Source organism: Enterococcus saccharolyticus subsp. saccharolyticus, from assembly GCF_029023825.1.
GTDB lineage: Bacteria > Bacillota > Bacilli > Lactobacillales > Enterococcaceae > Enterococcus_F > Enterococcus_F saccharolyticus.
Window position 1 is genome coordinate 648140 of the sequence record NZ_CP118957.1, and the last position, 22177, is coordinate 670316.

Annotated in this window: 22 protein-coding genes, 1 tRNA gene and 1 other annotated feature; of the genes, 20 read left to right on the forward strand and 3 right to left on the reverse strand. The window is 37.3% G+C overall.

Going from position 1 to position 22177, the window contains the following annotated elements:
- Nucleotides 1–20 precede the first annotated feature (20 nt).
- Entirely contained in the window at nucleotides 21–1160 is a 1140-nt protein-coding gene (gene dinB / locus PYW32_RS03390) for a DNA polymerase IV (protein WP_016175734.1), read from the forward strand.
- Here the strand turns inward: dinB and nrdG are convergent.
- Together nrdG and nrdD are read right to left on the reverse strand one after the other, a co-directional pair.
- Nucleotides 1157–1759: an anaerobic ribonucleoside-triphosphate reductase activating protein gene (gene nrdG, locus PYW32_RS03395; RefSeq protein WP_016175733.1), complete on the reverse strand. Its 603-nt coding sequence runs from the start codon at nucleotides 1757–1759 to the stop codon at nucleotides 1157–1159. The two genes, dinB and nrdG, sit on opposite strands and share 4 nt — an antisense overlap.
- A gap of 12 nt (nucleotides 1760–1771) precedes the next feature.
- Nucleotides 1772–3961 (reverse strand): anaerobic ribonucleoside-triphosphate reductase, encoded by a 2190-nt coding sequence (gene nrdD / locus PYW32_RS03400; protein WP_016175732.1) that lies wholly within the window; start codon nucleotides 3959–3961, stop codon nucleotides 1772–1774.
- A gap of 244 nt (nucleotides 3962–4205) precedes the next feature.
- On the opposite strand from nrdD, the gene PYW32_RS03405 reads away from it, so the two are divergent.
- From PYW32_RS03405 to map, 11 genes are all read left to right on the forward strand, one after another.
- Complete coding sequence (locus tag PYW32_RS03405; protein WP_016175731.1) at nucleotides 4206–4973, forward strand: ABC transporter ATP-binding protein; 768 nt, start codon at nucleotides 4206–4208, stop codon at nucleotides 4971–4973.
- Nucleotides 4963–7026 (forward strand): ABC transporter permease, encoded by a 2064-nt coding sequence (locus PYW32_RS03410; RefSeq protein ID WP_071859173.1) that lies wholly within the window; start codon nucleotides 4963–4965, stop codon nucleotides 7024–7026. Before PYW32_RS03405 ends, PYW32_RS03410 begins: the two co-directional genes overlap by 11 nt.
- Before the next feature lie 3 nt (nucleotides 7027–7029).
- The gene (locus tag PYW32_RS03415; RefSeq protein ID WP_016175728.1) at nucleotides 7030–7413 is read left to right on the forward strand and encodes a MerR family transcriptional regulator; all 384 of its coding nucleotides are present in this window, start codon (nucleotides 7030–7032) and stop codon (nucleotides 7411–7413) included.
- Nucleotides 7414–7454: 41 nt separating this feature from the next.
- The gene (locus PYW32_RS03420; RefSeq protein ID WP_016175727.1) at nucleotides 7455–8234 is read left to right on the forward strand and encodes an SDR family NAD(P)-dependent oxidoreductase; all 780 of its coding nucleotides are present in this window, start codon (nucleotides 7455–7457) and stop codon (nucleotides 8232–8234) included.
- Between the two features lie 92 nt (nucleotides 8235–8326).
- Nucleotides 8327–9412 (forward strand): M42 family metallopeptidase, encoded by a 1086-nt coding sequence (locus PYW32_RS03425; protein ID WP_016175726.1) that lies wholly within the window; start codon nucleotides 8327–8329, stop codon nucleotides 9410–9412.
- Nucleotides 9413–9519: 107 nt separating this feature from the next.
- Nucleotides 9520–10260 (forward strand): MBL fold metallo-hydrolase, encoded by a 741-nt coding sequence (locus PYW32_RS03430; RefSeq protein WP_016175725.1) that lies wholly within the window; start codon nucleotides 9520–9522, stop codon nucleotides 10258–10260.
- Nucleotides 10261–10272: 12 nt separating this feature from the next.
- A complete protein-coding gene (locus PYW32_RS03435) occupies nucleotides 10273–11277 on the forward strand; it encodes a lipoate--protein ligase (RefSeq protein WP_016175724.1) in 1005 nt (334 codons plus the stop codon).
- 60 nt (nucleotides 11278–11337) lie between these two features.
- Nucleotides 11338–12180 (forward strand): aldo/keto reductase, encoded by an 843-nt coding sequence (locus PYW32_RS03440; protein ID WP_016175723.1) that lies wholly within the window; start codon nucleotides 11338–11340, stop codon nucleotides 12178–12180.
- Between the two features lie 281 nt (nucleotides 12181–12461).
- Nucleotides 12462–13670 (forward strand): carbohydrate-binding domain-containing protein, encoded by a 1209-nt coding sequence (locus PYW32_RS03445; RefSeq protein ID WP_016175721.1) that lies wholly within the window; start codon nucleotides 12462–12464, stop codon nucleotides 13668–13670.
- Between the two features lie 518 nt (nucleotides 13671–14188).
- On the forward strand, nucleotides 14189–14656 hold the full coding sequence (locus PYW32_RS03450) for a hypothetical protein (protein WP_016175720.1): 468 nt from the start codon (nucleotides 14189–14191) through the stop codon (nucleotides 14654–14656).
- Entirely contained in the window at nucleotides 14643–15389 is a 747-nt protein-coding gene (map, locus tag PYW32_RS03455; RefSeq protein WP_016175719.1) for a type I methionyl aminopeptidase, read from the forward strand. The genes PYW32_RS03450 and map overlap by 14 nt, the downstream gene beginning before the upstream one ends.
- Before the next feature lie 40 nt (nucleotides 15390–15429).
- Here the strand turns inward: map and proS are convergent, their stop codons facing one another.
- Nucleotides 15430–16866 carry a proline--tRNA ligase gene (gene proS / locus PYW32_RS03460; protein WP_016175718.1) on the reverse strand — a complete coding sequence of 479 codons (1437 nt, stop codon included), beginning with the start codon at nucleotides 16864–16866 and terminating at the stop codon, nucleotides 15430–15432.
- An 88-nt stretch (nucleotides 16867–16954) separates the two neighbouring features.
- Nucleotides 16955–17160, reverse strand: a binding site (T-box leader).
- A 110-nt stretch (nucleotides 17161–17270) separates the two neighbouring features.
- Between proS and PYW32_RS03465 the strand changes: the two genes are divergently transcribed.
- The 8 genes from PYW32_RS03465 (at nucleotide 17271) to PYW32_RS03500 (ending at nucleotide 22015) form a co-directional block, all read left to right on the forward strand.
- Nucleotides 17271–17966 carry an O-methyltransferase gene (locus PYW32_RS03465; RefSeq protein WP_016175717.1) on the forward strand — a complete coding sequence of 232 codons (696 nt, stop codon included), beginning with the start codon at nucleotides 17271–17273 and terminating at the stop codon, nucleotides 17964–17966.
- Nucleotides 17967–18068: 102 nt separating this feature from the next.
- Nucleotides 18069–18142 (forward strand) — tRNA-Arg (locus PYW32_RS03470).
- A gap of 164 nt (nucleotides 18143–18306) precedes the next feature.
- Complete coding sequence (locus tag PYW32_RS03475) at nucleotides 18307–18714, forward strand: MarR family winged helix-turn-helix transcriptional regulator (protein WP_016175716.1); 408 nt, start codon at nucleotides 18307–18309, stop codon at nucleotides 18712–18714.
- A gap of 15 nt (nucleotides 18715–18729) precedes the next feature.
- Entirely contained in the window at nucleotides 18730–19368 is a 639-nt protein-coding gene (locus PYW32_RS03480) for a nitroreductase family protein (protein ID WP_016175715.1), read from the forward strand.
- Between the two features lie 22 nt (nucleotides 19369–19390).
- A complete protein-coding gene (locus tag PYW32_RS03485) occupies nucleotides 19391–19753 on the forward strand; it encodes a DUF1304 domain-containing protein (protein WP_016175714.1) in 363 nt (120 codons plus the stop codon).
- A 77-nt stretch (nucleotides 19754–19830) separates the two neighbouring features.
- Entirely contained in the window at nucleotides 19831–20382 is a 552-nt protein-coding gene (locus tag PYW32_RS03490) for a DUF3267 domain-containing protein (RefSeq protein ID WP_016175713.1), read from the forward strand.
- A 125-nt stretch (nucleotides 20383–20507) separates the two neighbouring features.
- Complete coding sequence (locus tag PYW32_RS03495) at nucleotides 20508–21347, forward strand: transporter substrate-binding domain-containing protein (RefSeq protein ID WP_016175712.1); 840 nt, start codon at nucleotides 20508–20510, stop codon at nucleotides 21345–21347.
- Nucleotides 21347–22015 (forward strand): amino acid ABC transporter permease, encoded by a 669-nt coding sequence (locus PYW32_RS03500; protein WP_016175711.1) that lies wholly within the window; start codon nucleotides 21347–21349, stop codon nucleotides 22013–22015. The genes PYW32_RS03495 and PYW32_RS03500 overlap by 1 nt, the downstream gene beginning before the upstream one ends.
- Nucleotides 22016–22177: the final 162 nt, after the last annotated feature.

Genomic DNA, 22177 nt, shown 5'->3' on the forward strand with positions numbered 1-22177 from the left:
ATGGAGGAGAGGTGAGTAGGATGACCGGATTGCAGTTTCCATTAAAAAATGATACATCCCGTAAAATTATACATATTGATATGGATGCTTTTTTTGCATCAGTCGAAGAACGTGATCGACCAGAACTTGCCAAACATCCGTTAGTAATCGCTCGTCATCCGAGTGATACAGGGGGACGTGGTGTGGTAACCACTGCGAATTATTTAGCACGTCAATACGGGATTCATTCAGCGATGAGTGCGCAAAAAGCCTACGAATTATGTCCACATGCGGTGTTTGTACCAGGAAACTATCAGAAATATCGTGAAATTTCTCGACAAGTTCGGGCTATTTTTTATCGCTACACAGATTTAGTGGAAGTCGTTTCGATTGATGAAGCGTATTTGGATGTGACTGAAAATAAAATTCAAAGCAAATCGGCTATTAAAATCGCTAAATTGATCCAACACGATATTTGGCAAGAAGTGCATTTAACCTGTTCAGCTGGTGTCAGTTACAATAAATTTTTAGCTAAACTAGCGTCTGATTTTGAAAAACCTCGTGGCTTGACAGTGGTAATGCCCCAAGAGGCGATTGCCTTTTTACAGAAGCTACCTATTGAGAAATTTCATGGGGTCGGGAAAAAAACAGTTCCTAAAATGCATGAATTGGGCATTTTTACAGGAGCCGATTTATATGAACGTAGTGAAGCCACGTTGATACACCATTTTGGTAAAATGGGCTATTCCTTATATCGTAAAGTACGGGGCATTCATAATGCACCAGTAAATATTTCGCGCGAACGAAAGTCAATTGGCAAAGAAAATACGTATGGTCAACCTTTAGCGACAGAAGACGAATGTCTGTCACAATTACGCCAATTGTCAAATGCAGTCGCAGAGTCATTGAAAAAAGAACAAAAACATGGCAAAACAGTTGTCGTAAAAATTCGTTATGCCGACTATACGACTATCACTAAACGTGTGACGTTACGAGAATATGTGTTTCGGAAAGAAGAGATTTTTTCCCAAGCAAGTGTCATTTGGGAAGAAATTTTAGGTGTTGAAAAAGGGATTCGTTTATTAGGTGTAACGGTGACTAATTTAGATCCTTTGACGTATGAAAACATTGTATTGCCTTTGTGGGAAACTGGTAACCCTTATGAAAAAAGCAAGCCCTAAATTAGCGCTTGCTTTTTAATTTGTTCATATTGTTGTTCGGCGTCTAGGCATTTGTCCCAAATAATGGCTTGCCCTGCTGCTAACGATTTCGGTACATCAATAATGCGTTGATTACTACTGCCACGGAATTGTAAGTTGAGATTTCGTTTACTCAATTCAAAGCGTCCATCTACTAAGATATCAATTTGTTGTAACAAAGCCAATTTGTCCTCTGTTTCTTGCAATAATTCTTCAAAGGTGTACCCAGACCAACTCCAAATATCTTTTTGATGACCAAAAGTCTGACGTACCCGCTGAACAAGTTGGAGACAAACCGCTGTGTTTAAAAAAGGCTCACCACCTAATAAGGTCAGACCTTGCACGTAATCGTGGGCGAGATCGGCTAGAATTTGATTTTCTAATTCGATGGTATAAGGAGTGCCGTAACGAAAGTTTTGCACAGCTTTATTGAAGCATCCTTCACAAGCGAACAGACACCCACTGACATATAAACTGTTACGAACGCCTTCACCATCGACAAAATTAAAGGGTTTATAATCAGCGATACGTTGTTGACTATACTCTGCACTGCACCATTCTTTTGGTTGTGGATTTCTCATTTTCTCACATCCTTATTTCATATGTTTAACCCGAGCAGAAATTTCTTTATGACGACCATGAACCATGGGACGCGCTTGAGGATTTCCTAAATACCCACAAGTTCGTTTCACAACATCACATGTTTTCGGATCGTGATTGCCACATTCTGGACATTGAAACCCACGTTCAGTCGGTTCAAAATCGCCCTCATACCCACATTGATAACAACGATCGATAGGGGTATTGGTTCCTAAATACCCGACACGATGATAGGAATAATCCCAAACGGCTTCTAGTGCTTTGGGGTTTTGTTGCAAGATTGGGTATTCGCAATAATGAATAAAGCCACCACTGCAATAACGTGGATACTCTTTTTCAAAATCCAATTTTTCAAATGGTGTAGGATTTTTGCGGACATCATAGTGAAAACTATTCGTGTAATATTCTTTATCAGTAATGTTTTCAATAATGCCAAATTTTTCAGTATCCAAGCGACAAAAACGATCAGTTAAACTCTCACTAGGTGTTGAATACACACTAAAATGATAGCCGTATTCATCGGCCCAATCATCAGCATGTTTTTTTAAATCGTGTAAAATCGCCAAAGTAAATTCTTTTGCTTGGGGATTATTTTCCCATTCGCCACCGTAAAAAGCGGCAGCAACTTCATACAAACCAATATAACCCAAAGAAACGGTTGCTCGACGATGACGAAACAATTCATCGACAGTATCGGTGGGCGCTAATTTTTTCCCAAAAGCACCGTGCATATATAAAATAGGAGCATTCGTTGGTGTAGCTTCTTTGCAACGTTCGATACGATATACGAGTGCGTCTTTTACGATTTGTAGACGTTCTTCGAGCAATTGCCAGAATTTTGCTGTGTCTTTTTGTGCTTCGATAGCAATTCGCGGTAGATTTAACGTCACCACCCCTAAATTCATCCGTCCCACGTTGACTTCTTGACCATTCGCATCTTGCCACCCTTGTAAAAAGGAACGACACCCCATCGGTACTTTGAAACTGCCTGTTAGTTCCACGATTTTGTCATAGTTTAAAATATCGGGATACATCCGTTTTGTCGCACATGCTAATGCCAGTTGCTTAATGTCGTAATTCGGGTCTTGGGGGGCGAAATTAATGCCTTTTTTGATAGAGAAAATCAATTTCGGGAAAATTGCTGTTCGGTGTTCACTTCCTAAACCATTGATTCGATTTTGTAAGATTGCCCGCTGAATTTCACGTTCAAACCAATTGGTGCCTAAACCAAATCCAAGAGAAGTAAAAGGGGTTTGTCCGTTGGAAGTAAACAAGGTATTAATTTCATATTCCAAGCTTTGCATGGCATCAAAAATATCTTTTTGCGTTTTTTGGCGTGCAAATAAAATTTGACGCTCGTCGCCGTCAATCCACTCCTTTGCATCAGTTAAATGCTTTTCATAGTTTTTTTTAGCAAAAGGCGCTAATAATTCATCCACACGATCTGCTGAGCAACCGCCGTATTGGCTTGATGCAACATTCGCAATAATCTGCGAGATTTGTGCAGTTGCCGTTTGAATTGATTTCGGTGCTTCGACCTCTGCATTGCCCATTTTAAAACCTTCATTTAACATTTTTTTAAAGTCAATCAAGCAGCAATTGGTCATTGGTGCATAAGGGTGATAATCCAAATCATGGTAATGAATATCCCCTTTTTGATGCGCATTTGCAACATGTGGTGGGAGCATTTTTAAGCCAATGGATTTGCCGACGATTCCGGCTGTTAAATCGCGTTGTGTGTTAAAGACATTGCTATCTTTGTTGGCATTTTCATTCACGACACTTTGTTCTTTATTCATTAATTTTTCAATTGTAAAATTAATGTCCGTTGCTTGACTTCGTTCAAAATCACGTTGGGTACGGTAGCGAATGTATTCTTCGGCAAGTGTATAGTCATGCTGCTGTAATAACGTATGTTCCACGATATTTTGAATTTCATAAATTTTAACCGTCTTTTGGAAACGTGCCATAATTTCCTGAGTGATTTTAGTTACGAGATAATCTAATTGTTGATGATCGAGCGGTGAAAGAGCCCCCTGGATTTGTTGTTTGGCTTTGACTAACGCGTGATAAATCTTTTGGTCATCAAAATCTACAGTTCGTCCATCTCGTTTTACGACCTTGATTTTTATCCTATTCGTTGGCAGGAAAGATTGTTCATCTTTTCTTTTAGTTTCCATCATTTTGCGTCACTCCTTTGTTTGATTCTTCTCTATCATAAAATAAAAAATAGAGAAATACAACTATATATAGTGATCAATAGTGTTTATACACAATATGTAGTGTTTGTTAGAAGGTTTAGAAAAGAAGCAATGTCGGGTTTTTGTCTTGTTTTATCTTGCACAAAATGTATAAAAATTTCTTTGTAGATTTTAGAGAATTACTAGGAAATATGCTAAGATACAAGAGAGAAAAGAGGCGAGAGTTATGAAAAAAATAATTGATGTCAAACATTTAACGAAAACATACGGCACACGTTTTAATCAAACGAAAGTGCTAGATAACTTATCTTTTAGTGTCGATCAAGGGGAATTTGTCGGCATTATGGGACCAAGTGGTGCAGGAAAAACAACTTTGATGAATATTCTGTCTTCCATCAGTTTACCAACAATGGGTTCAGTATACATCGATGGCAAAGATATTACTCGGATGAAAGAAAACGAATTAAGTGATTTTCGTCGACAAAAAATTGGGTTTATTTTTCAAGACTTTAACTTATTAGATACCTTAACGAGCAAAGATAATATCTTATTGCCGTTAGCCATTGATCGACTACCAATTAAAGAAATGGAACAGCGCGTCCAAGAAGTGGCGGAACTATTAGGGATTTCGTATTTATTAAATCGTTACCCGGATGAATTATCCATTGGTCAAAAACAACGAGTGGCAGCAGCCCGTGCGATTGTTGCCCAACCATCAGTCATTTTTGCGGATGAACCAACGGGATCTTTGGATTCCAAATCGGCGACAGAACTATTACGTTATTTAAGTGAAGTGAATTTACACAAGGACACCACGATTTTAATGGTGACCCATGACCCATTTACCGCCAGTTATTGCAATCGAATTTTATTCATCAAAGATGGTGTTTTTTTCGCTGAAGTCGTTCGGCGTGGATCGCGCAAAGAATTTTTTGAACAGGTGATTGATATGCAGGCGACAATTGGAGGAGGCGGTCGACGGAATGCTCTTTAAAATCATTTGGCGTAGTTTTTTACGACAGACGAGAAACTACATTGTGTACTTTTTATCGATGACGACAGCTGTCATGATTTTTTATTCATTTAGTGCAATGACCTATGACCAACCGTTAACGTTACGTGCGCGACAAGACATTCAAATTGAAGGTGTCTTAACATTAGGAAATGTGTTTGTTGCAATGGTGGTCTTAATTTTCATGTTGGGAGCGAACCAATTTTTTATTCAACAACGTCAAAAAGAAATTGGTTTGTATCAATTATTTGGTTTAAGAAAATCACGAATTATTTTTCAATTTCTGATTGAAGGAGTCGTATTAAATGTTTTTTCCTTAATTGTAGGCATCGTCATGGGAATTATTTTTTCTAAATTTTTTGCTATGATTTTGATTAAAGCAATGGATTTAAACCTCGAAAGTCGTTTTTTTATTTCTTGGGCGTCCATTTTAACAACTGTTGTGATGTTTTTTGTAGCGATTAGTTTAATCTCTTTACAAAACATGTGGTTGATTTGGCAGAAACAGTTAATCGATTTGTTTCAACCGAAACGAGTGGTTTCTAGTCGCCGTTTCACTGTGCGTTGGAGTGCATATGTTATTGGGCTATTCAGTGTTTTATTGATTAGTATCGGGTATTATATTGCTGTGAATTTTGTAGAAGTATTGAATCGGTACATTCAACAAACAGAAGATTTTTCTTCGGTATTGTGGGTACCACTCTTGATTTTCTCATTGTGTGTGTGTGGAACGTATTTGTTTTTTGCGTATGGTATTCAAGCCTGCCTTTATTTAACTGCCAAATGGCGAATGTTTAGTTATCGGGATGTTCGTTTCTTTGCCTTGCAAAATACACGTCATTTGCTATCAAAAAGTTGGCGAACACTAGCGCTCATTTCTGTGATTGTGGGGATTGCGATTTCATTAATTGGAGGAGCAATTAGTGTGTTTGAGATGTCTTATCGTTACACAGATTTGAGTCAACCAGTTGATTTTCAAATCACTGCCGATGAATCCAAGCAGTTAGAACAATTGATTCAAGAAAGTGGGGGAGAAATTACGGATAAACTAACGGTTTCGTTGAAAGCCGTGGGTACTCATTCTTTGCAACCAATCCAATTTTTAGAAGACGAAACGTATGAAAATATTGCTATTTTTGATTTGATTTCTGAATCGATGTATCACGATATTCGTCAAATAGTTCCACGTTTGCCTGAACTCAAGTTAACCAAAGCCGATCAAGGAGTGATGGTTGATTTGAGCCCTGCGATGGTGAGTAAACGCCAATTCTCCAAAGCAGAACAGAAAATTACCTTACCGAATGAAAATACGGTTCACTTGACACAACGTTTTTCAACGATGATTGGCGATAGTTTATTACGATATGGTTCTAACTTATTGGTGGTGACGGATGAGTTGTATCAAAAAGTAGAAGGAATTGATTATCAGCTCGTTTATTTGAATGCAACTGGCTACAATGAGGAACAACTACAAAAAAAATATGTCTCACAATTGCCAACCGATTGGGGGCATGACGTAAGTTATCACTATGTATATAAAGAGGGGCAACTAAAAGGTAGCATCAAGCCAGTATCAGATGAAGCGTCATCGGAAAATAAAGAAGAACAACGGATTAGTCGATTAAATCAAACGAGTCGTTATCCCAATGTCCGTTCGGATCGCCGTCAGGGAGGTATTTTCTTGTATGTGGCATTGTTTGTCGGCATGATTGTGTTGATTACCACAGCGAGTACATTAATGGTTCGTCAGTTTTTTGAAGCTGGACGTGAAAAACAAAATTATCAACTTTTGCAACAAATTGGAATTCCCAAAAAGACGTTGCGTCGTGCGGTATATCATCAAAACGCATGGATTTTCTTTCCTACGATGTTATTGGCAACTACGCATGGTTCGTTTGCGATTTACATGCTGACAGAATTGGTGCAAGATGCCAATTATTGGGTAGCCTATCTGTTTTGTTTTATTACTATTTTTATTTTTACATCCGCTTATTTTTTAACAACGAATTTTTATTTACGAATTGTGGAGGAGTAATCAATGGCGAATCAACAAACATCCCAAAGGTATTCAATTAGTCATTTTGCTCAGCTGGTTGGTTTGAGTATTGATACATTGAGATATTATGAAAAAGAAGGTCTAATCACACCTGCTCGCAACCAACAAAATCAACGTGTTTATACAGAAAAAGATAGGAATTGGCTGGCGTTTATTTTGCGTTTAAAGCAAACGGGTATGCCGATTAATGAAATTAAAATTTATACCAAGCTACGTTATCAAGGCGAGGAAACAGTTCATGAACGATTAGAATTACTGTATCACCAACAAGAAGCTTTGGAAAAACAACGACAAGAAATTGATGACCATTTGCTGTTTCTAGCAGAAAAAATCAAGATATACAAAAAAATGATTGACATGGAGTAAACTCCAGCACGTATCCTTCAACTATGAAGGAGGGAATATCATTGAAAAAATATCATGTGATTACAGGGGCAAGCTCAGGGATTGGTGCTGCCGTAGCGATGGCTTTTGCTCAAAGAGGGAAACATGTCATCTTGATTGCGCGTCGAAAAGAAAAATTAGCGGAACTCAAGGAACAGATTCAACAACAATACCCCGCAGTCGAGGTCATTATTCAACCGTTTGATTTAACGAACATCGCGCAACTCGAAGATTTATTTCAACAATTGACACGTTACCATATAGAGACGTGGATTAATAATGCTGGTTTTGGTTATTACACAACAGTTGCGGAACAATCACTGACACGTACCAAAGATTTACTACAACTTAATGTCGAAGCACTCACAATTTTGTCGCTGTTGTATGTGCAAAAGTACCAAAATCAACCGAATACACAATTGATTAACATTTCATCGGCAGGTGGTTATACAATGGTTCCCACAGCAGTGACGTATTGTGCCTCAAAATTTTATGTCAGTGCTTTTACAGAAGGTCTAGCTTTAGAATTACAGGCATCTGGTTCACCTATGCAAGCCAAAGTATTAGCTCCTGCCGCAACTAAAACAGAATTTGGTAAAGTGGCCAATAACAGCACGACATATGATTACGATCAAACATTTCCAAGGTATCATGATGCCAATGAGATGGCCCAATTTTTAATGGAACTATACGATAGGCATCAGATTGTCGGTGCTATTGACCGAGAAACATTTACGTTTGTTTTGAGTGGACATAAATTTGCGGATGCGCGTTCAAGTAACAATAATCAACAAATTAAATGAGAGAAAATTAATTTAGACATAACGGACCTATTCTGTTCATTCTTTTATGGCGTGCTATAATTAAGAGGTAGTATAGAAAAGGAGCGTATGTGATGTTAGAAAAAAAAGAGGAACAATTATTAATTAACTTAACTTCTGCTCGTGGCGTACCTGGCAACGAAGAAGAAGTGCGTGAGGTCTTTAAAGCGTATGCGAAAGATTTTGCGGATGATATTTTCTTTGATGGATTAGGCAGTGTGATTGCCAAACATTCTGGTAAAGGTGGGGGTCCTAAAATCTTTATTTCTGGACATATGGATGAAGTTGGTTTCATGGTCACTAAAATTACAGAAAAAGGCTTTATCGAATTTCAAACACTTGGTGGCTGGTGGGGACAAGTTATGCTCGCGCAACAAGTTGAAATCAAAACGCAAGCAGGAAAATTGATTCATGGCGTGATTGGTTCAAAACCACCGCATGTTTTATCCATGGAAGCACGCAAAAAACCATATGATGTGAAAGAGATGTTTATTGATATCGGTGCATCAAGCGAAGAAGAAGCAAAGTCTTGGGGCATTCGTCCGGGAGACATGATTACACCTTATATCGAATACAAACGAATGAATGATAGTAAATTCTTATTAGCCAAAGCTTGGGATAATCGTGTGGGTACGGCTGTTTCTTTACGAGTGCTAGAAAATCTAGCCAAAGAAGGACATCCAAACTGCTTGTTTGCAGGTAGCGATGTGATGGAAGAAGTGGGCTTGCGTGGGGCACGTACGAGTACACACTTAGTAAATCCTGATATTGCGATTGCTTTAGATACGGGTACAGCAGGCGACACACCAGGAATGACACCAAAAGAAGCTGATTCGGTTCTTGGTAAAGGTCCACAAGTGTTAATTTTTGATGCTTCAATGATTCCACATAAAAAATTATTGAACTTTGTCATTAACGTTGCTGAAGAATTGGAAATTCCTTTCCAATATACGGTGATTACCGGTGGTGGAACCGATGCAGGACAAATGCATTTAACCCGAGATGGTATTCCATCGATTGCAATTACCGTACCTGTTCGTTATCTACATTCACATACATCCATTATTCATGAAGATGACTATTTAAATACTGTCAAATTAGTGACAGAAGTTGTTCGTCGCTTGGATGATAAAAAAGTGAGCGAATTGAGAAGTTATTAAATAAAAATAGAGCTAAGAATCTTTTATTAGATTTCTAGCTCTATTTTTTATTTGCGTGTCGTTAGCGAAACGTTTACACTAAGAACAAAAGGTGAGGAGGAATTTTTATGAAACTAACGGTTTTAGGTTGCCTGGGCGCCTATCCTTACAAAGGTGAAGGGACAACAAGCTTTTTGTTGCAATCAGAAGGCTATAATTTGTTGATTGATGCAGGGAGTGCCACATTGATTCAATTAGAAAAAGTATTCGATCCTTTGGCGTTGGATGCAGTGATTCTTAGTCATTATCATCCAGATCACATTGCTGATTTAGGGGTATTACAACACTACTGGCAACTATTTCCTAAGACAGAGGAACGTCCTGTTTTACCTATTTATGGTCATAGTGAAGATGCAGAGCAATTTGCTCGTTTGACGTTACCGAATGTTTCAGAAGGTCACGATTACCTAAAAGTAGAACAGTTGAACTTAGGGCCGTTTTCTGTTACATTTATGAAGACGATTCATCCTGTCGTTTGCTATGCAATGCGGTTTGTGGAAAATAGTACAGGTAAAATATTTGTATTTACTGGTGACTCTGGTTATTTGGAAAGTTTTGTTGAGTTTGCGAAAGATGCGGATTTATTCTTAGCAGATACGTACCTGTTTGAAGGGAATGAAAATCACATCGCACACTTTACTTCTAAAGAAGCTGGAGAAATTTCACGTCAAGCAAGTGTGAAAAAATTAGTTTTAACGCACTTGCCTCAATTCGGTGATTTAGAACAATTACGTACCGAAGCCAGTGCAGCAGCACAGCATGAAGTGCCTGTCGAATTAGCAAAAGTAGGGAAAACTTTTGAAATTTAGGAGGAACGAAGCATGATTTTTGTACCAAATGATTTAAGAGACCCACGAGTAAATTTAGCGATTGAAACGTTTTTATTACAAGAAATGGCGATTGACGAGCCGATTTTACTTTTTTATATCAATGAACCATCAATTATCATTGGTCGTAACCAAAATACGATTGAAGAAATTAATAAAGAATACGTTGATGAAAAAGGAATTCATGTTGTTCGCCGTTTTAGTGGTGGTGGGGCAGTTTATCACGATGAAGGAAATCTAAACTTTAGTTTCATCATGCCTGATGATGGGGATTCATTCCGTGATTTTGAAAAAGTAACGAAGCCGATTATTCAAGCGTTGCATGATATGGGCGTTGAAGGCGCACAATTAAAAGGACGTAATGATTTAGTTATTAATGACATGAAATTCTCAGGTAATGCGATGTACGCTACAAATGGTCGGATGTTTGCTCATGGAACAATCATGTTTGACAGCGATGTAAATGAAGTTGTGAACTCATTGAAAGTACGTAAAGATAAAATTGAATCAAAAGGGATTAAATCGATTCGTTCACGTGTTACGAATATTAAACCTTTCTTGCCGAAAGAAAATCAAGACATGACAACTGAAGAATTCAGTCAAGAAATCTTATTGAAAATCTTTGGTGTTGATTCGGTGGATGATATTAAAACATATACATTAACGGATGATGACTGGAAAAAAGTAAAAGCAATCTCTGAAAAATATTATGCAAACTGGGATTGGAACTACGGTAAGTCACCTGCTTTTGATATTGAACGTCGTAAACGATTCCCAATCGGTTCAATTGAAGTCCGTTTAAATGTTGCAGAAGGTAACATTACTGATGCAAAAATTTATGGTGATTTCTTCGGTTTAGGAGAAGTAAAAGACGTAGAAGATGCTCTAGTAGGAACAAAATATGAAAAAAATGCGTTAAAAGAAGCGGTTGATGCGATTGATGTGAAAAAATATTTTGGGAACATTGAAACAGCCGATTTATTTGAATTAATTTACTAATCTTGAAAATCTGCAAGAACAATTTTGTTGTTGCAGATTTTTTTATGGGAGGAAATTTCAATGGTAACAATCAATCAGAAGGCTATTTTTCCAATTGGTTTGGGGACTTGGCATATGGGGGATGATCCTCAAAAAAGAACACAAGAAATTCAAGCGTTGCGTGCTGGTTTAGATTATGGCGCAACAGTCATCGATACGGCGGAAATGTATGGTGAAGGCAATGCGGAACGTTTGGTTGGAGAAGCGATTCAACCTTATCATCGCGAAGACCTTTATTTGATTTCGAAAGTATATCCATGGCATGCTTCTCGTGAGCAATTGCCGATTTGTTTAGATCATAGTTTACAACGACTAGGGACAGACTATTTGGATATGTATTTACTTCATTGGCGTGGCAACATTCCCTTGGTTGAAACGGTTGAAGCGTTAGAAAAAGCGAAACAAGCAGGCAAAATTCGTGCGTGGGGTGTTTCTAATTTTGACGTAGCTGATATGGAAGAGTTAATGCGGGTGACAAATGGACAAAATTGTCAAACGAATCAAGTTTTATATAATTTGAGTGAGCGCGGAATTGAGTTTGACTTATTACCATATATGCAGCAACACCAACTGCCATTAATTGCTTATTCACCGATTGCACAAGGTGATAGCTTAGGTGGACATTTAACCGAGCAACGTGTCTTACAAGAAATTGCGCACCAGCATCAAGTAGATATTTTTCAAGTTATCTTAGCTTGGTGTATCCGCGATGGACAAACGCTTGCGATTCCTCAATCTAGTAGTGTGGCACATACGATTAGCAATATTCAAGCAGGACATCTTCAACTAACGGAGGAAGAATTGGCACTAATTGATGCTTTGTATCCCGCACCAACGAATAAACAGCCTTTAGCTATATTATAAGAAAGACCTTTCAATCGTCTCATGAAGATGATTTGAAAGGTTTTTTTGGAATATCGTTTTTTTTTTCAGAGAGTTAAGCTAACTTTAAGTTAAGTGACATATAGTAAACACAGTACTAAGAACGAATACATGACAGAAAAAAGGAGGGAATTATAATGGAGGCAAAGGAACGTTCTGCTTTGAAATTAATTTTTGTAACAGCCCTCGCATTTTCGACAATGGGCTTACTCGCAACGAAAAAAAGACACGTCATAATTTATAGAAGATAAGGAGAAACGAATATGAATAAGCGTAAAAAAGGATTAACCGCAGCTACTTTAGCACTTGCAGTAACAGTGATTGCCGCTTGCAGTCAAACAGAAAGTAGTCAAGCAGAGTCCGCTGCATTAGAAACAAATACCAGTATTGTAGCTACGACATCAACCTCTACCGCGACAACTGAAACACTCGTACAAACTAAAACGAGTGATACTGCTGACGTCGATTGGGATGCTTTGGAAACGACAGAAGTTGACTTAACCGATGAAGGGTTAAACATTACTGAAGCTGGTACGTACATTTTGAGTGGTGAAACCACTGGTCAAGTGACCGTTAATACAGAAGGCAATGTACGAATTATTTTAAACAATGCAACCATTACAAGCAGTGAAGGAGCAGCTATCTCAATTGAAAATGCAGAAAAAACAGTTTTAGAATTAGCAGATGGCACAACCAATACAGTCGAAGATGCGGCGACACGTAGTGATGAAGAAATTGATGGAGCGATCTACTCATCAGATGATATGATAATTACAGGTCAAGGAATATTGAACGTCACAGCCAATTTTGAAGACGGAATTGTAGGTAAAGATGACTTATGGATTGAATCGGGTACTATTAATGTTACGAGCGTAGATGGTGGGATTCGAGGCAAAGATTCCTTAACCGTTTCTGGTGGAGCCTTGACTATTGATGCAGGTGGCGATGGCATCAAATCAAGCAATGACACAGATTTAGGAAAAGGTCAGTTAACCATTAGTGGTGGTGAAATCACCATTACTTCAGGAGATGATGCGGTTAAAGCAGAGCAAAATATCTGGATTACAGGAGGAACTTTAGATATTGAGACTAGTGTAGAAGGTATTGAAGCACCTGTGATTGTTATTGATGATGGGGATGTGACTATCTACGCAACAGATGATGGTATCAACGCTTCTGCCTCTGAGATTATCACAACTGATTTAAGTTTAACTATTAATGGTGGCAATGTGATTGTAGAAGTCGGCCAAGGAGATACTGATGCGTTAGACAGTAACGGCGATTTGACTATTGCTGGCGGTGTGGTGACTTTAACCGCCCAATCTGCAGTCGACTATGATGGCACAGGCAGCTTTACTGGTGGAACCTTAATTGTGAATGGTGAAACGCTAACAGATTTACCAGAAGGTGGCATGATGGGTGGCCCTGGAGGTAATATGGGTGGCGGACCTGGCGGCAATGGAAACCCCTAATATAAAAAGAAACTGGAAACCGTATAGATAGTCTCAATGAATCAAAAATAGCGAGTCAAATTCTTTTTCAAGATGTTGACTCGCTATTTTTTTGATTCCTTATCCTTTTTTATAAATAATTCTTAGGAACGACCAAATAATCCACTACGTCTTTATCTTTAGTGTAGTCAATCGAAACGTTGTAATCTTTAGAGAAATACTCGTCATATTTTCTTTATGAATATCTCCTCCTCAGTCAATAATAAAATAAGCGAATGCGTTTTGCGGTTTTGCTCTAGATAGTAGTACATCCATAGCAATTAACTGCTACTAAGTACATTTTAGATGTACAAAATAGCGTTCTGTGTATGGCATCGAAATAAAATCATGTAACAAAGCATCCGCTGATTCAGTTTTTTTACCATTAAAATTAGAAATTAACCTGTCAGATTGGATTTTATTCTGGTATTTTTTAGAGAAAATAGTATAATTAAGCTTATTAATCGCTATAATAAGCTTAATTATAGAAAGGAAAGAGAATGAGTCCACAATTAGCGAGGGAAAATTTTTTTGTTTTCGTTTTAAATCAAATAAAAAATGAAACAGTCAAAAGCAAAGAAGAAACACAGTTACAGCAGTTGCTTTTAGAAATTGGTGAAGAGTTACTTCAAGCAGGAACAATCAATGAATTGTTAATTGAAAAAACAAATCAAACGTTACAAAAGCGCCATTACTTTGATTTACATGCGCAATTTCATGCAGGGGAGTTAATCGTTACTTCACAATTTTCACCTTCTTTAAGTAAGTTTGATCGTAATTGTATTGAAGCTATCGTGAGTGTCTTAGAAGCTTTAGAACAAGGGCCTATTGAAATGAAACGTTGCGAGCAATGCAGTGAGTGGTTTCTGCCTTATAAGCGAGCGAAAGTTTCGAAATTTTGTAGTAAAAAATGTCGCAATCGTGCCAATTACCTAATCAATAAGGAGAAAAACAATGACCATCATTAAATCAGAACGTGAATTAGACTTAATGCGTAAAGCTGGAAAAATTGTCGCTGAATGTCATCAATTAGTTCGTGAAATTATACGCCCAGGAATCACCACTTTAGAAATTGATGCAGTCGTCGAAAAAACAATTCGTGAGAAAGGAGCAATTCCTAGTTTTATCAATCATCATGATTTTTCGTATTCGATTTGTTCTGCACCAAATGATGTGATTTGTCATGGCTTTCCAGATAACCAACCATTGAAAGAAGGCGATGTGATTACCATTGATATTGGTGCATGTTATCAAGGTTATCATGGTGATTCTGGTTGGACATATGCAGTTGGGACAGTGAGTGAAGACATTCAGATGATAATGGAACATTGCGAAAGAAGTCTCTACTTAGGTATTCAAGAAGCAGTAGCAGGGCAACGAATTGGAGATATTGGGTACGTGATTGATCATTATGCAAGAGAACACCATTATGGCAATGTGTATGACTTTACCGGACATGGTGTTGGTCGAGAAATTTGGGAAGAGCCTACTGTTCCACATTATGGCATTCGTAACAAAGGTGCCCGATTGAAAAAAGGAATGGTAATTGCTATTGAACCTATGTTTACTTTAGGAAAAACGGCAAATTATACGGAGGACGATGGCTGGACAGTTCGAACAGTGGATCATTCGATTTGTGTGCAATATGAACATACAGTTGCTATTACAGAAAATGGGCCAGAAATTCTGACGAAATTATAAAAAAGAAGCAAAATCATTCGTGATTTTGCTTCTTTTCTTATTAATAAGCGCGAGCAATCCATACAGTATGTTTTGCTGGTTTACCGCTCACAATATCCACTGTTTTTTCCATTGGAACGTCAAATGGAATGTTACGTGTAGTGAAGCCAGTTTCTTCTTTGATTTTGGCTTCTGTTTCTTCTGATCCATCCCAACCAATTAGGACAAAACCAGTTACTTTATCTTCTGCTTTACAGTTTTCAATGTGTGCTTTTAAGTCATCTAAGGTTTCGATGTCATAATGTTCATTTTCTTTATTACGTGCACGTGCTGCTTCCAATAAGCGGTTTGGCATAATTGCTAATTGTTCTTTCACGTAGGTTGTTAATTCTTCAAAGCTGACTTTTTCTTTATCTGAAAGGTCACGAACTTTGACCATGACATGACCGTTTTCTAAGTCACGAGGACCACATTCGATGCGGACGCAGGCACCTTTTAATTCCCATTCGTTGAATTTATAACCTGGTGAATTGTCGCTATCATCTAAGCGTACACGGAAACCTTCCGCTTTGAATGCAGCAAAAATTTCATCTAATTTTTCCATAATTGCTGGATTTTTCTTCCAAGGACCAACTGGCATTAAGACAATTTGTGTTGGGGCAATTGTTGGTGGGAAGACTAAACCATTTTCATCCCCATGAGTCATGATTAATGAACCTAATAAACGTGTTGAAACGCCCCATGACGTAGTGTGTGCATGAACGTGTTTATTTTCTTTATTTAGATATGTGATGTCAAAAGCTTCGGCAAATTTTGTCCCCATGTAATGAGAAGTTCCGGCTTGTACAGCTTTTCCATCTTTCATCATTGCTTCGATTGAATACGTTTCTTCTGCACCGGCAAAACGTTCAGACGGTGTTTTTTCACCTTTATAGACAGGGATTGCTAGAAACTCTTCGCATAAACGTGCGTATTCATCTAAAACACGTAACGTACGTTTGCGCGCATCGTCAGCATCAGCGTGTGCAGTATGTCCTTCTTGCCATAAAAATTCAGACGTACGTAAGAACGGTAAAGTTTTCTTTTCCCAGCGGAAGACGTTAGCCCATTGGTTAATTTCGTAAGGTAAATCACGGTAAGAATTAATCCAATCAGAAAAAGCTGTTCCAATCATCGTTTCAGAAGTTGGACGCAATGCTAAAGGTTCTTCTAATTTTTCATCACCAACTTCAGTGACCCAAGGAAGTTCTGGAGCGAAACCTTCGATATGGTCAGCTTCTTTCATAAAGAAACTTTTTGGAATTAACATTGGGAAATAGGCGTTACGAATTCCTTCGCTACGGAGAAACTTATTGAACTCCTCTTGAATGTGTTCCCATAATTCAAAACCATCGGGACGGAAGATGATTGAGCCTCTAACAGGTGAGTAAGACATCAATTCTGCTTTTTGAACGGTTTGTAAATACCATTCTGTAAAATCATTTTTTTGTTCTGCCATTTTGTTTCCTCCTAAATATAATTGACAACAATTGGTATATTGGATTAGCTTTCGAGAGCTGAAAGCAAAATAAAAACACTTCATCCTAAAAAAGGACGAAGTGTTGAACATTCGCGGTACCACCTTTGTTGATTGTATTGTACAATCCAGCTCGAAAAAGGATAAGGGCTTTAACCCGACTGCTTTTCAGTCATTACCATTGGTAGGTTCACAAAAATAGGGGTATCAAGGTTCCAGCCTTGCCTTGACTCTCTAAAACATATTTTTGTTACTAATCCAAATCCTGTCTATAGACTAATCGGAATTACTAAAAAAAGCAAGTAGAAGTTTTTAGAGGGAAAAGATTGCAGGTTGTCTCTGAAATTCGTATAATGAAAAACAGTGAATAAGTAGGAGTGTAGAACATGAGAAACGAAATGATGTATCGACCAGTCGTAAAACCAGAACTTGTCGCGTTTTTACGTAATGAGCAAAAACAATTATCTGGAGAATTAGGTCAGATTGAAAAAGAAGCAAATGAAAATGAAGTGCCCATTATTCCGCACGAAACAGTTGTTTTTATGCAATTTTTATTAGGTCAAATTAAACCAAAACAAGTATTAGAAATTGGGACAGCGCTTGGTTTTTCTTCAAGTTTAATGGCTCAATATGTTGGTGAAGACGGGCACGTGACAACGATTGATCGTTTTGATGTGATGATTCGTAAAGCGAAAAAAACGTATAAACGTCTTGGCTTAGAAGATAGAGTAACGTTGTTAGAAGGACAGGCAGCAGATATTTTACCTGAATTAACTGGACCCTACGATTTTATTTTTATGGACAGCGCCAAATCAAAATACATTGAATTTTTACCAGAATGTCTGCGTCTATTAAAAAAAGGTGGCGTCCTAATGGTCGATGATATTTTTCAAGGGGGCACCATTTTAGATCCAATTGAAGAAATTCCACGTAATCGTCGGACGATTCATCGCAAGCTAAAACGCTTTTTAGATGTCATTAACAGTCATCCAGACTTAACTACCAGTTTAGTACCTTTAGGTGACGGGATTGCGTTAATTACCAAAGAAGCAGATGAAGTGATCATCGAGCCAGCAGAATAAGTGCTTTTAAGGTGTCTCTTGCAGACACCTTAAAAAATAACAGAAAAACAATTGACATTTGTGTGGATATTCCATATAATAATTTTTGTTGCTAAAACATCTGTCATAGTAGCTCAGCTGGATAGAGCATCCGCCTTCTAAGCGGACGGTCGGGGGTTCGAATCCCTCCTGTGACGCTAATGAACCACTAGAAACCTTGGTTTCTAGTGGTTTTTTGTTTGTTTAAATAGTTATTTCTTTCATTAATATAAATGATTCGAGCAAAGTAATTTACAAATATATTTTTTTCTTTTATATTTGACTAGTCAATTATTGATAAGTCAATTGTAGGGGGACAAAAATGAACCTTAGAGAAATAAGTAAGTTATTTTATCAATTAAAACTTGCGAACCAAGAACTGACAGCTAAGTTTGAGAAAGAAACAGGGTTTAGCATTACGCGGTATGAGTTGATGATGTTTTTAAAAGAAAATGGCCCTTGCTCGCAGACTAGTTTGCAACAAGAATTGAAAATTGATAGTGCGGCTGTGACGAGACATTTAAAAATATTAGAAGAAAAAAAGTATGTGACTCGTGAAAGAAATAAACACAATAATCGAGAAGTTTTTGTAAAAATCACACCACAAGCATTCGACGAGTTATCCACATGCGAGCAGAAGTACCATTCTTCTGAAAAGCCAATCAATATCTCGTTGAGTAAGCAAGAAGGAGAACTTCTACTAGAATTATTAACGAAATTAGTCAAATGAAAGAAGGAAATAGAAATGGCAAATAAATTAGTCAACAATGATTTTTCAGCAATTACCTTTGAAAGAAAATCTGTACGTGTGTATGATGAAACATATAAAATTTCTCATGAAGAAATGCTTGAGATGATTCAAGAGGCAACACTTGCACCATCTTCCGTGAATATGCAACCGTGGCGTTTTGTAGTAGTAGAAAGTGACGAGCAAAAAGCGAAGTTAAAACCGTTGATTCGTTTTAACACACGTCAAAATGATACCTCATCTGCGATGATTTTGATTTTTGGTGATATGGCGTGCTATGAATTAGGCGAAGAAATTTATAACCAAGCAGTAGCAGAAGGGAAAATGCCAGCAGAAGTGAGAGACCAACAATTGGAGGCAATTATTCCTTATTATCAAAATTTCACCAGAGAACAAATGAATGATGTTGTGAAAATTGATGCCAGTTTAGCAGCGATGCAATTGATGTTAGTTGCTCGTGCACATGGGTATGAAACCAATCCAATTGGTGGTTTTGAAGCAGATCAATTGGCTGAAATAGTTGATTTAGATAAAGAACGTTACGTGCCAGTGATGATTCTCTCGATTGGAAAAGCCAAGGAAACGGGTTATCCATCTGTCCGATTAGCGGCTGAACGAATTACCACATTCAAATAACATTTTTCTAAGGAGGCAAACGATGTCAATTATTTCCATAGTCTTAATACTTCTCGTTGCATGCGAATTTTTCTATATCATGTATTTGGAAACATTGGCTACCACGTCAGCAACGACAAGCCGTGTTTTTCATCTAAAGCAAGAAAAATTAGCAGATCAAGCGGTCAATACATTGTTTAAAAATCAAGGCGTTTATAATGGTTTAATTGGTGTGGGATTAGTGTATAGTGTCTTTTTTGCGACAGCTTCATTGGAAATTAGTCGCTTAATTTTAGTTTACATTATTTTAGTTGCATTATACGGTAGTTTAACCAGTGACAAAAAGATTATTTTAACGCAAGGTGGTTTAGCAATCCTCGCGTTCATCTCTACCTTTTTTAATTAGTTATTCAAAAGCACAGTCATGATTGGCTGTGCTTTTGGTATAATGAAAGGAAAGTAAGTGAATAAGGAGAGATCCATATGAGTAAGGAACAACGAACGTTAATAAGAGAAATCAATTTATTAGAAGATAAAAAGCTTATTTGGCTATTGAATGTTGCCGCAATTGTGTTGTTTTTTGGCTTTCTGTTGTTATTTTCAGGTGTAACTTTTTGGCATTCTGCGTCGATGTATCAATCATTTAATTTTTGGACACTTATATTGGGGTTGGGACTCTTTATTGTCTTAATCATTATTCATGAACTCATTCATGCGCTTTTTTTCAAAATGTTTCAGCCAACTAAAAAAGTAAAATTTGGTTTTAAAAATGGGATGGCGTATGCGACAAGTCCTCACTCTTATTATAAGAAATACCAATTTATTATTATTTGTTTAGCACCATTTGTTTTGCTGACTTCAGGATTGGTTGTACTATATCTTATGAATCTGTTATCAGCGAGTTTATTCATCTTCTTAGCTTCGATGCATGCATCAGGATGCGTGGGTGATTTTTATTTTACCTATTTAATTTTGCGTGCACCTAAAAATAGTTGGATAGAAGATACGGAGCAAGGGATAAACTTTTATCATTAGACTGTGCAGACAGTCTTTTTTTTATGCGCATCACTTCATTGGTAATCCCTTTTAATATCGGGTATAATCAAAACATTACAATATGTAACAGATAAAAAAACTGTTATAATTTTGGAGGGGAAAATATGAAGAAATGGGTAGTGACAGCGACACTTTTCACGGCAGGTTTATTATTAACTGCATGTGGGACAGAGAAGAAAGAAGCAAAAGATGTGAGTTGGGAAAAAGTTGAAGAAGCAGGTAAATTAACTGTATCAACTTCAGGTACACTTTTTCCATCTTCTTATTACAATGATAACAATGAACTAGTTGGATATGATGTCGATATTGCCAAAGAAGTAGCGAAACGTTTGGATGTTACTGTCGATTTTAAAGAATACAATGTAGATGGTCAAATTGCCGCCTTGCAACGTGGGGAAGCAGATTTTGCTGCCAACGATTTTGGTTTGTCTGGTGACCGTAAAGATAAATTTAGCTTAAGTACACCTATTAAATATTCCTTTACAAGTATGATTGTTCGTCAAAGTGATGATTCTGGGATTCATTCATTAGAGGATTTAAAAGGGAAAAAAGCTGCTGGTGAACCAAACACAAGCTATATGAAAATGGCTGAGAGTTATGGCGCTGAATTAGTCGTTTATGATAATGCGACAAACGATCAATATTTAACAGATGTTGCTAATGGTCGAACGGATGTCATTATTAATGATTATTATTTACAAAAAATGTCTGTGGGTGCATTACCTGATATCCCTGTAAAAATTTTAGAAGATGTTTATTTTGATTTAGCTGAAACAGGATTCTTGTTTGTCAAAGAAAACAACGAGCTACGTGAAAAAGTAGATGCGACATTAAAAGAGATGAAAGAAGATGGAACAATCGCTAAAATTTCAGAAGGGTATTTCCAAACTGATGTTTCTGAAAAACCAAAAGAAGATTTGATTGAAAGTAAAAAGACTGAGTAATGTATATTCCAACCTTTGATTTACAATTGATGTGGGAGTCGCTGCCTTTTGTCTTAGAGGGCTTATCTTATACAATTGGAATTGCGGTCGCTTCGTTCTTTTTTGGAAATATTTTGGGGATTTTATTGACGACACTGAGTTTTTTACCAAACCGTGTATTAAATAAGCTGATACGACTAGTCATTTCCTTTTTTCGTGGGGTTCCAGCTTTGGTCGTTTTATTTCTGTTATATTTTGGTTTGCCGTATCAATTAGATGCGTTGACAGCGACGATTATTTGTTTTAGTTTGACGAGTAGTGCATTTATTGGTGAGATTTATCGTGGTTCTATTGCAGGTGTTGACCGAGGACAATGGGATGCGGCGTATGCTTTAGGTTTTTCGTTTCCAAAAGTGATGCGTTCAATTATTTTGCCGCAAGCATTCCGAATTTCAATCCCTGCGTTAAGTAATGTAGCGATGGATTTAGTCAAAGGTACGTCGCTAGCTGCAATGATTACAATTCCCGATATTTTTCAAAAGGCTAAAATTGTGGGTGGTCGAACATTTGATTATATGTCGATGTATGTACTGGTTGCGATTATTTATTGGTGTATTTGTTTACTCATTGAATATTTACAGAAATATTTAGAACAGCACTATCTAAGACGTTATGGAAAAATAAAATGAGTAAACTGTGTCAGAAGGTAATGATAAACTATTCGAATGATAGACAGATTGTTTTTCAATCGCTATTGTTCGAATAGTTTTATTGTCTTTTTTAAACAGATAGATTGACGACCATCTGAGAAAATAAAATCATCAAAGAGGAAAAAATATTTTTGGGAGGAA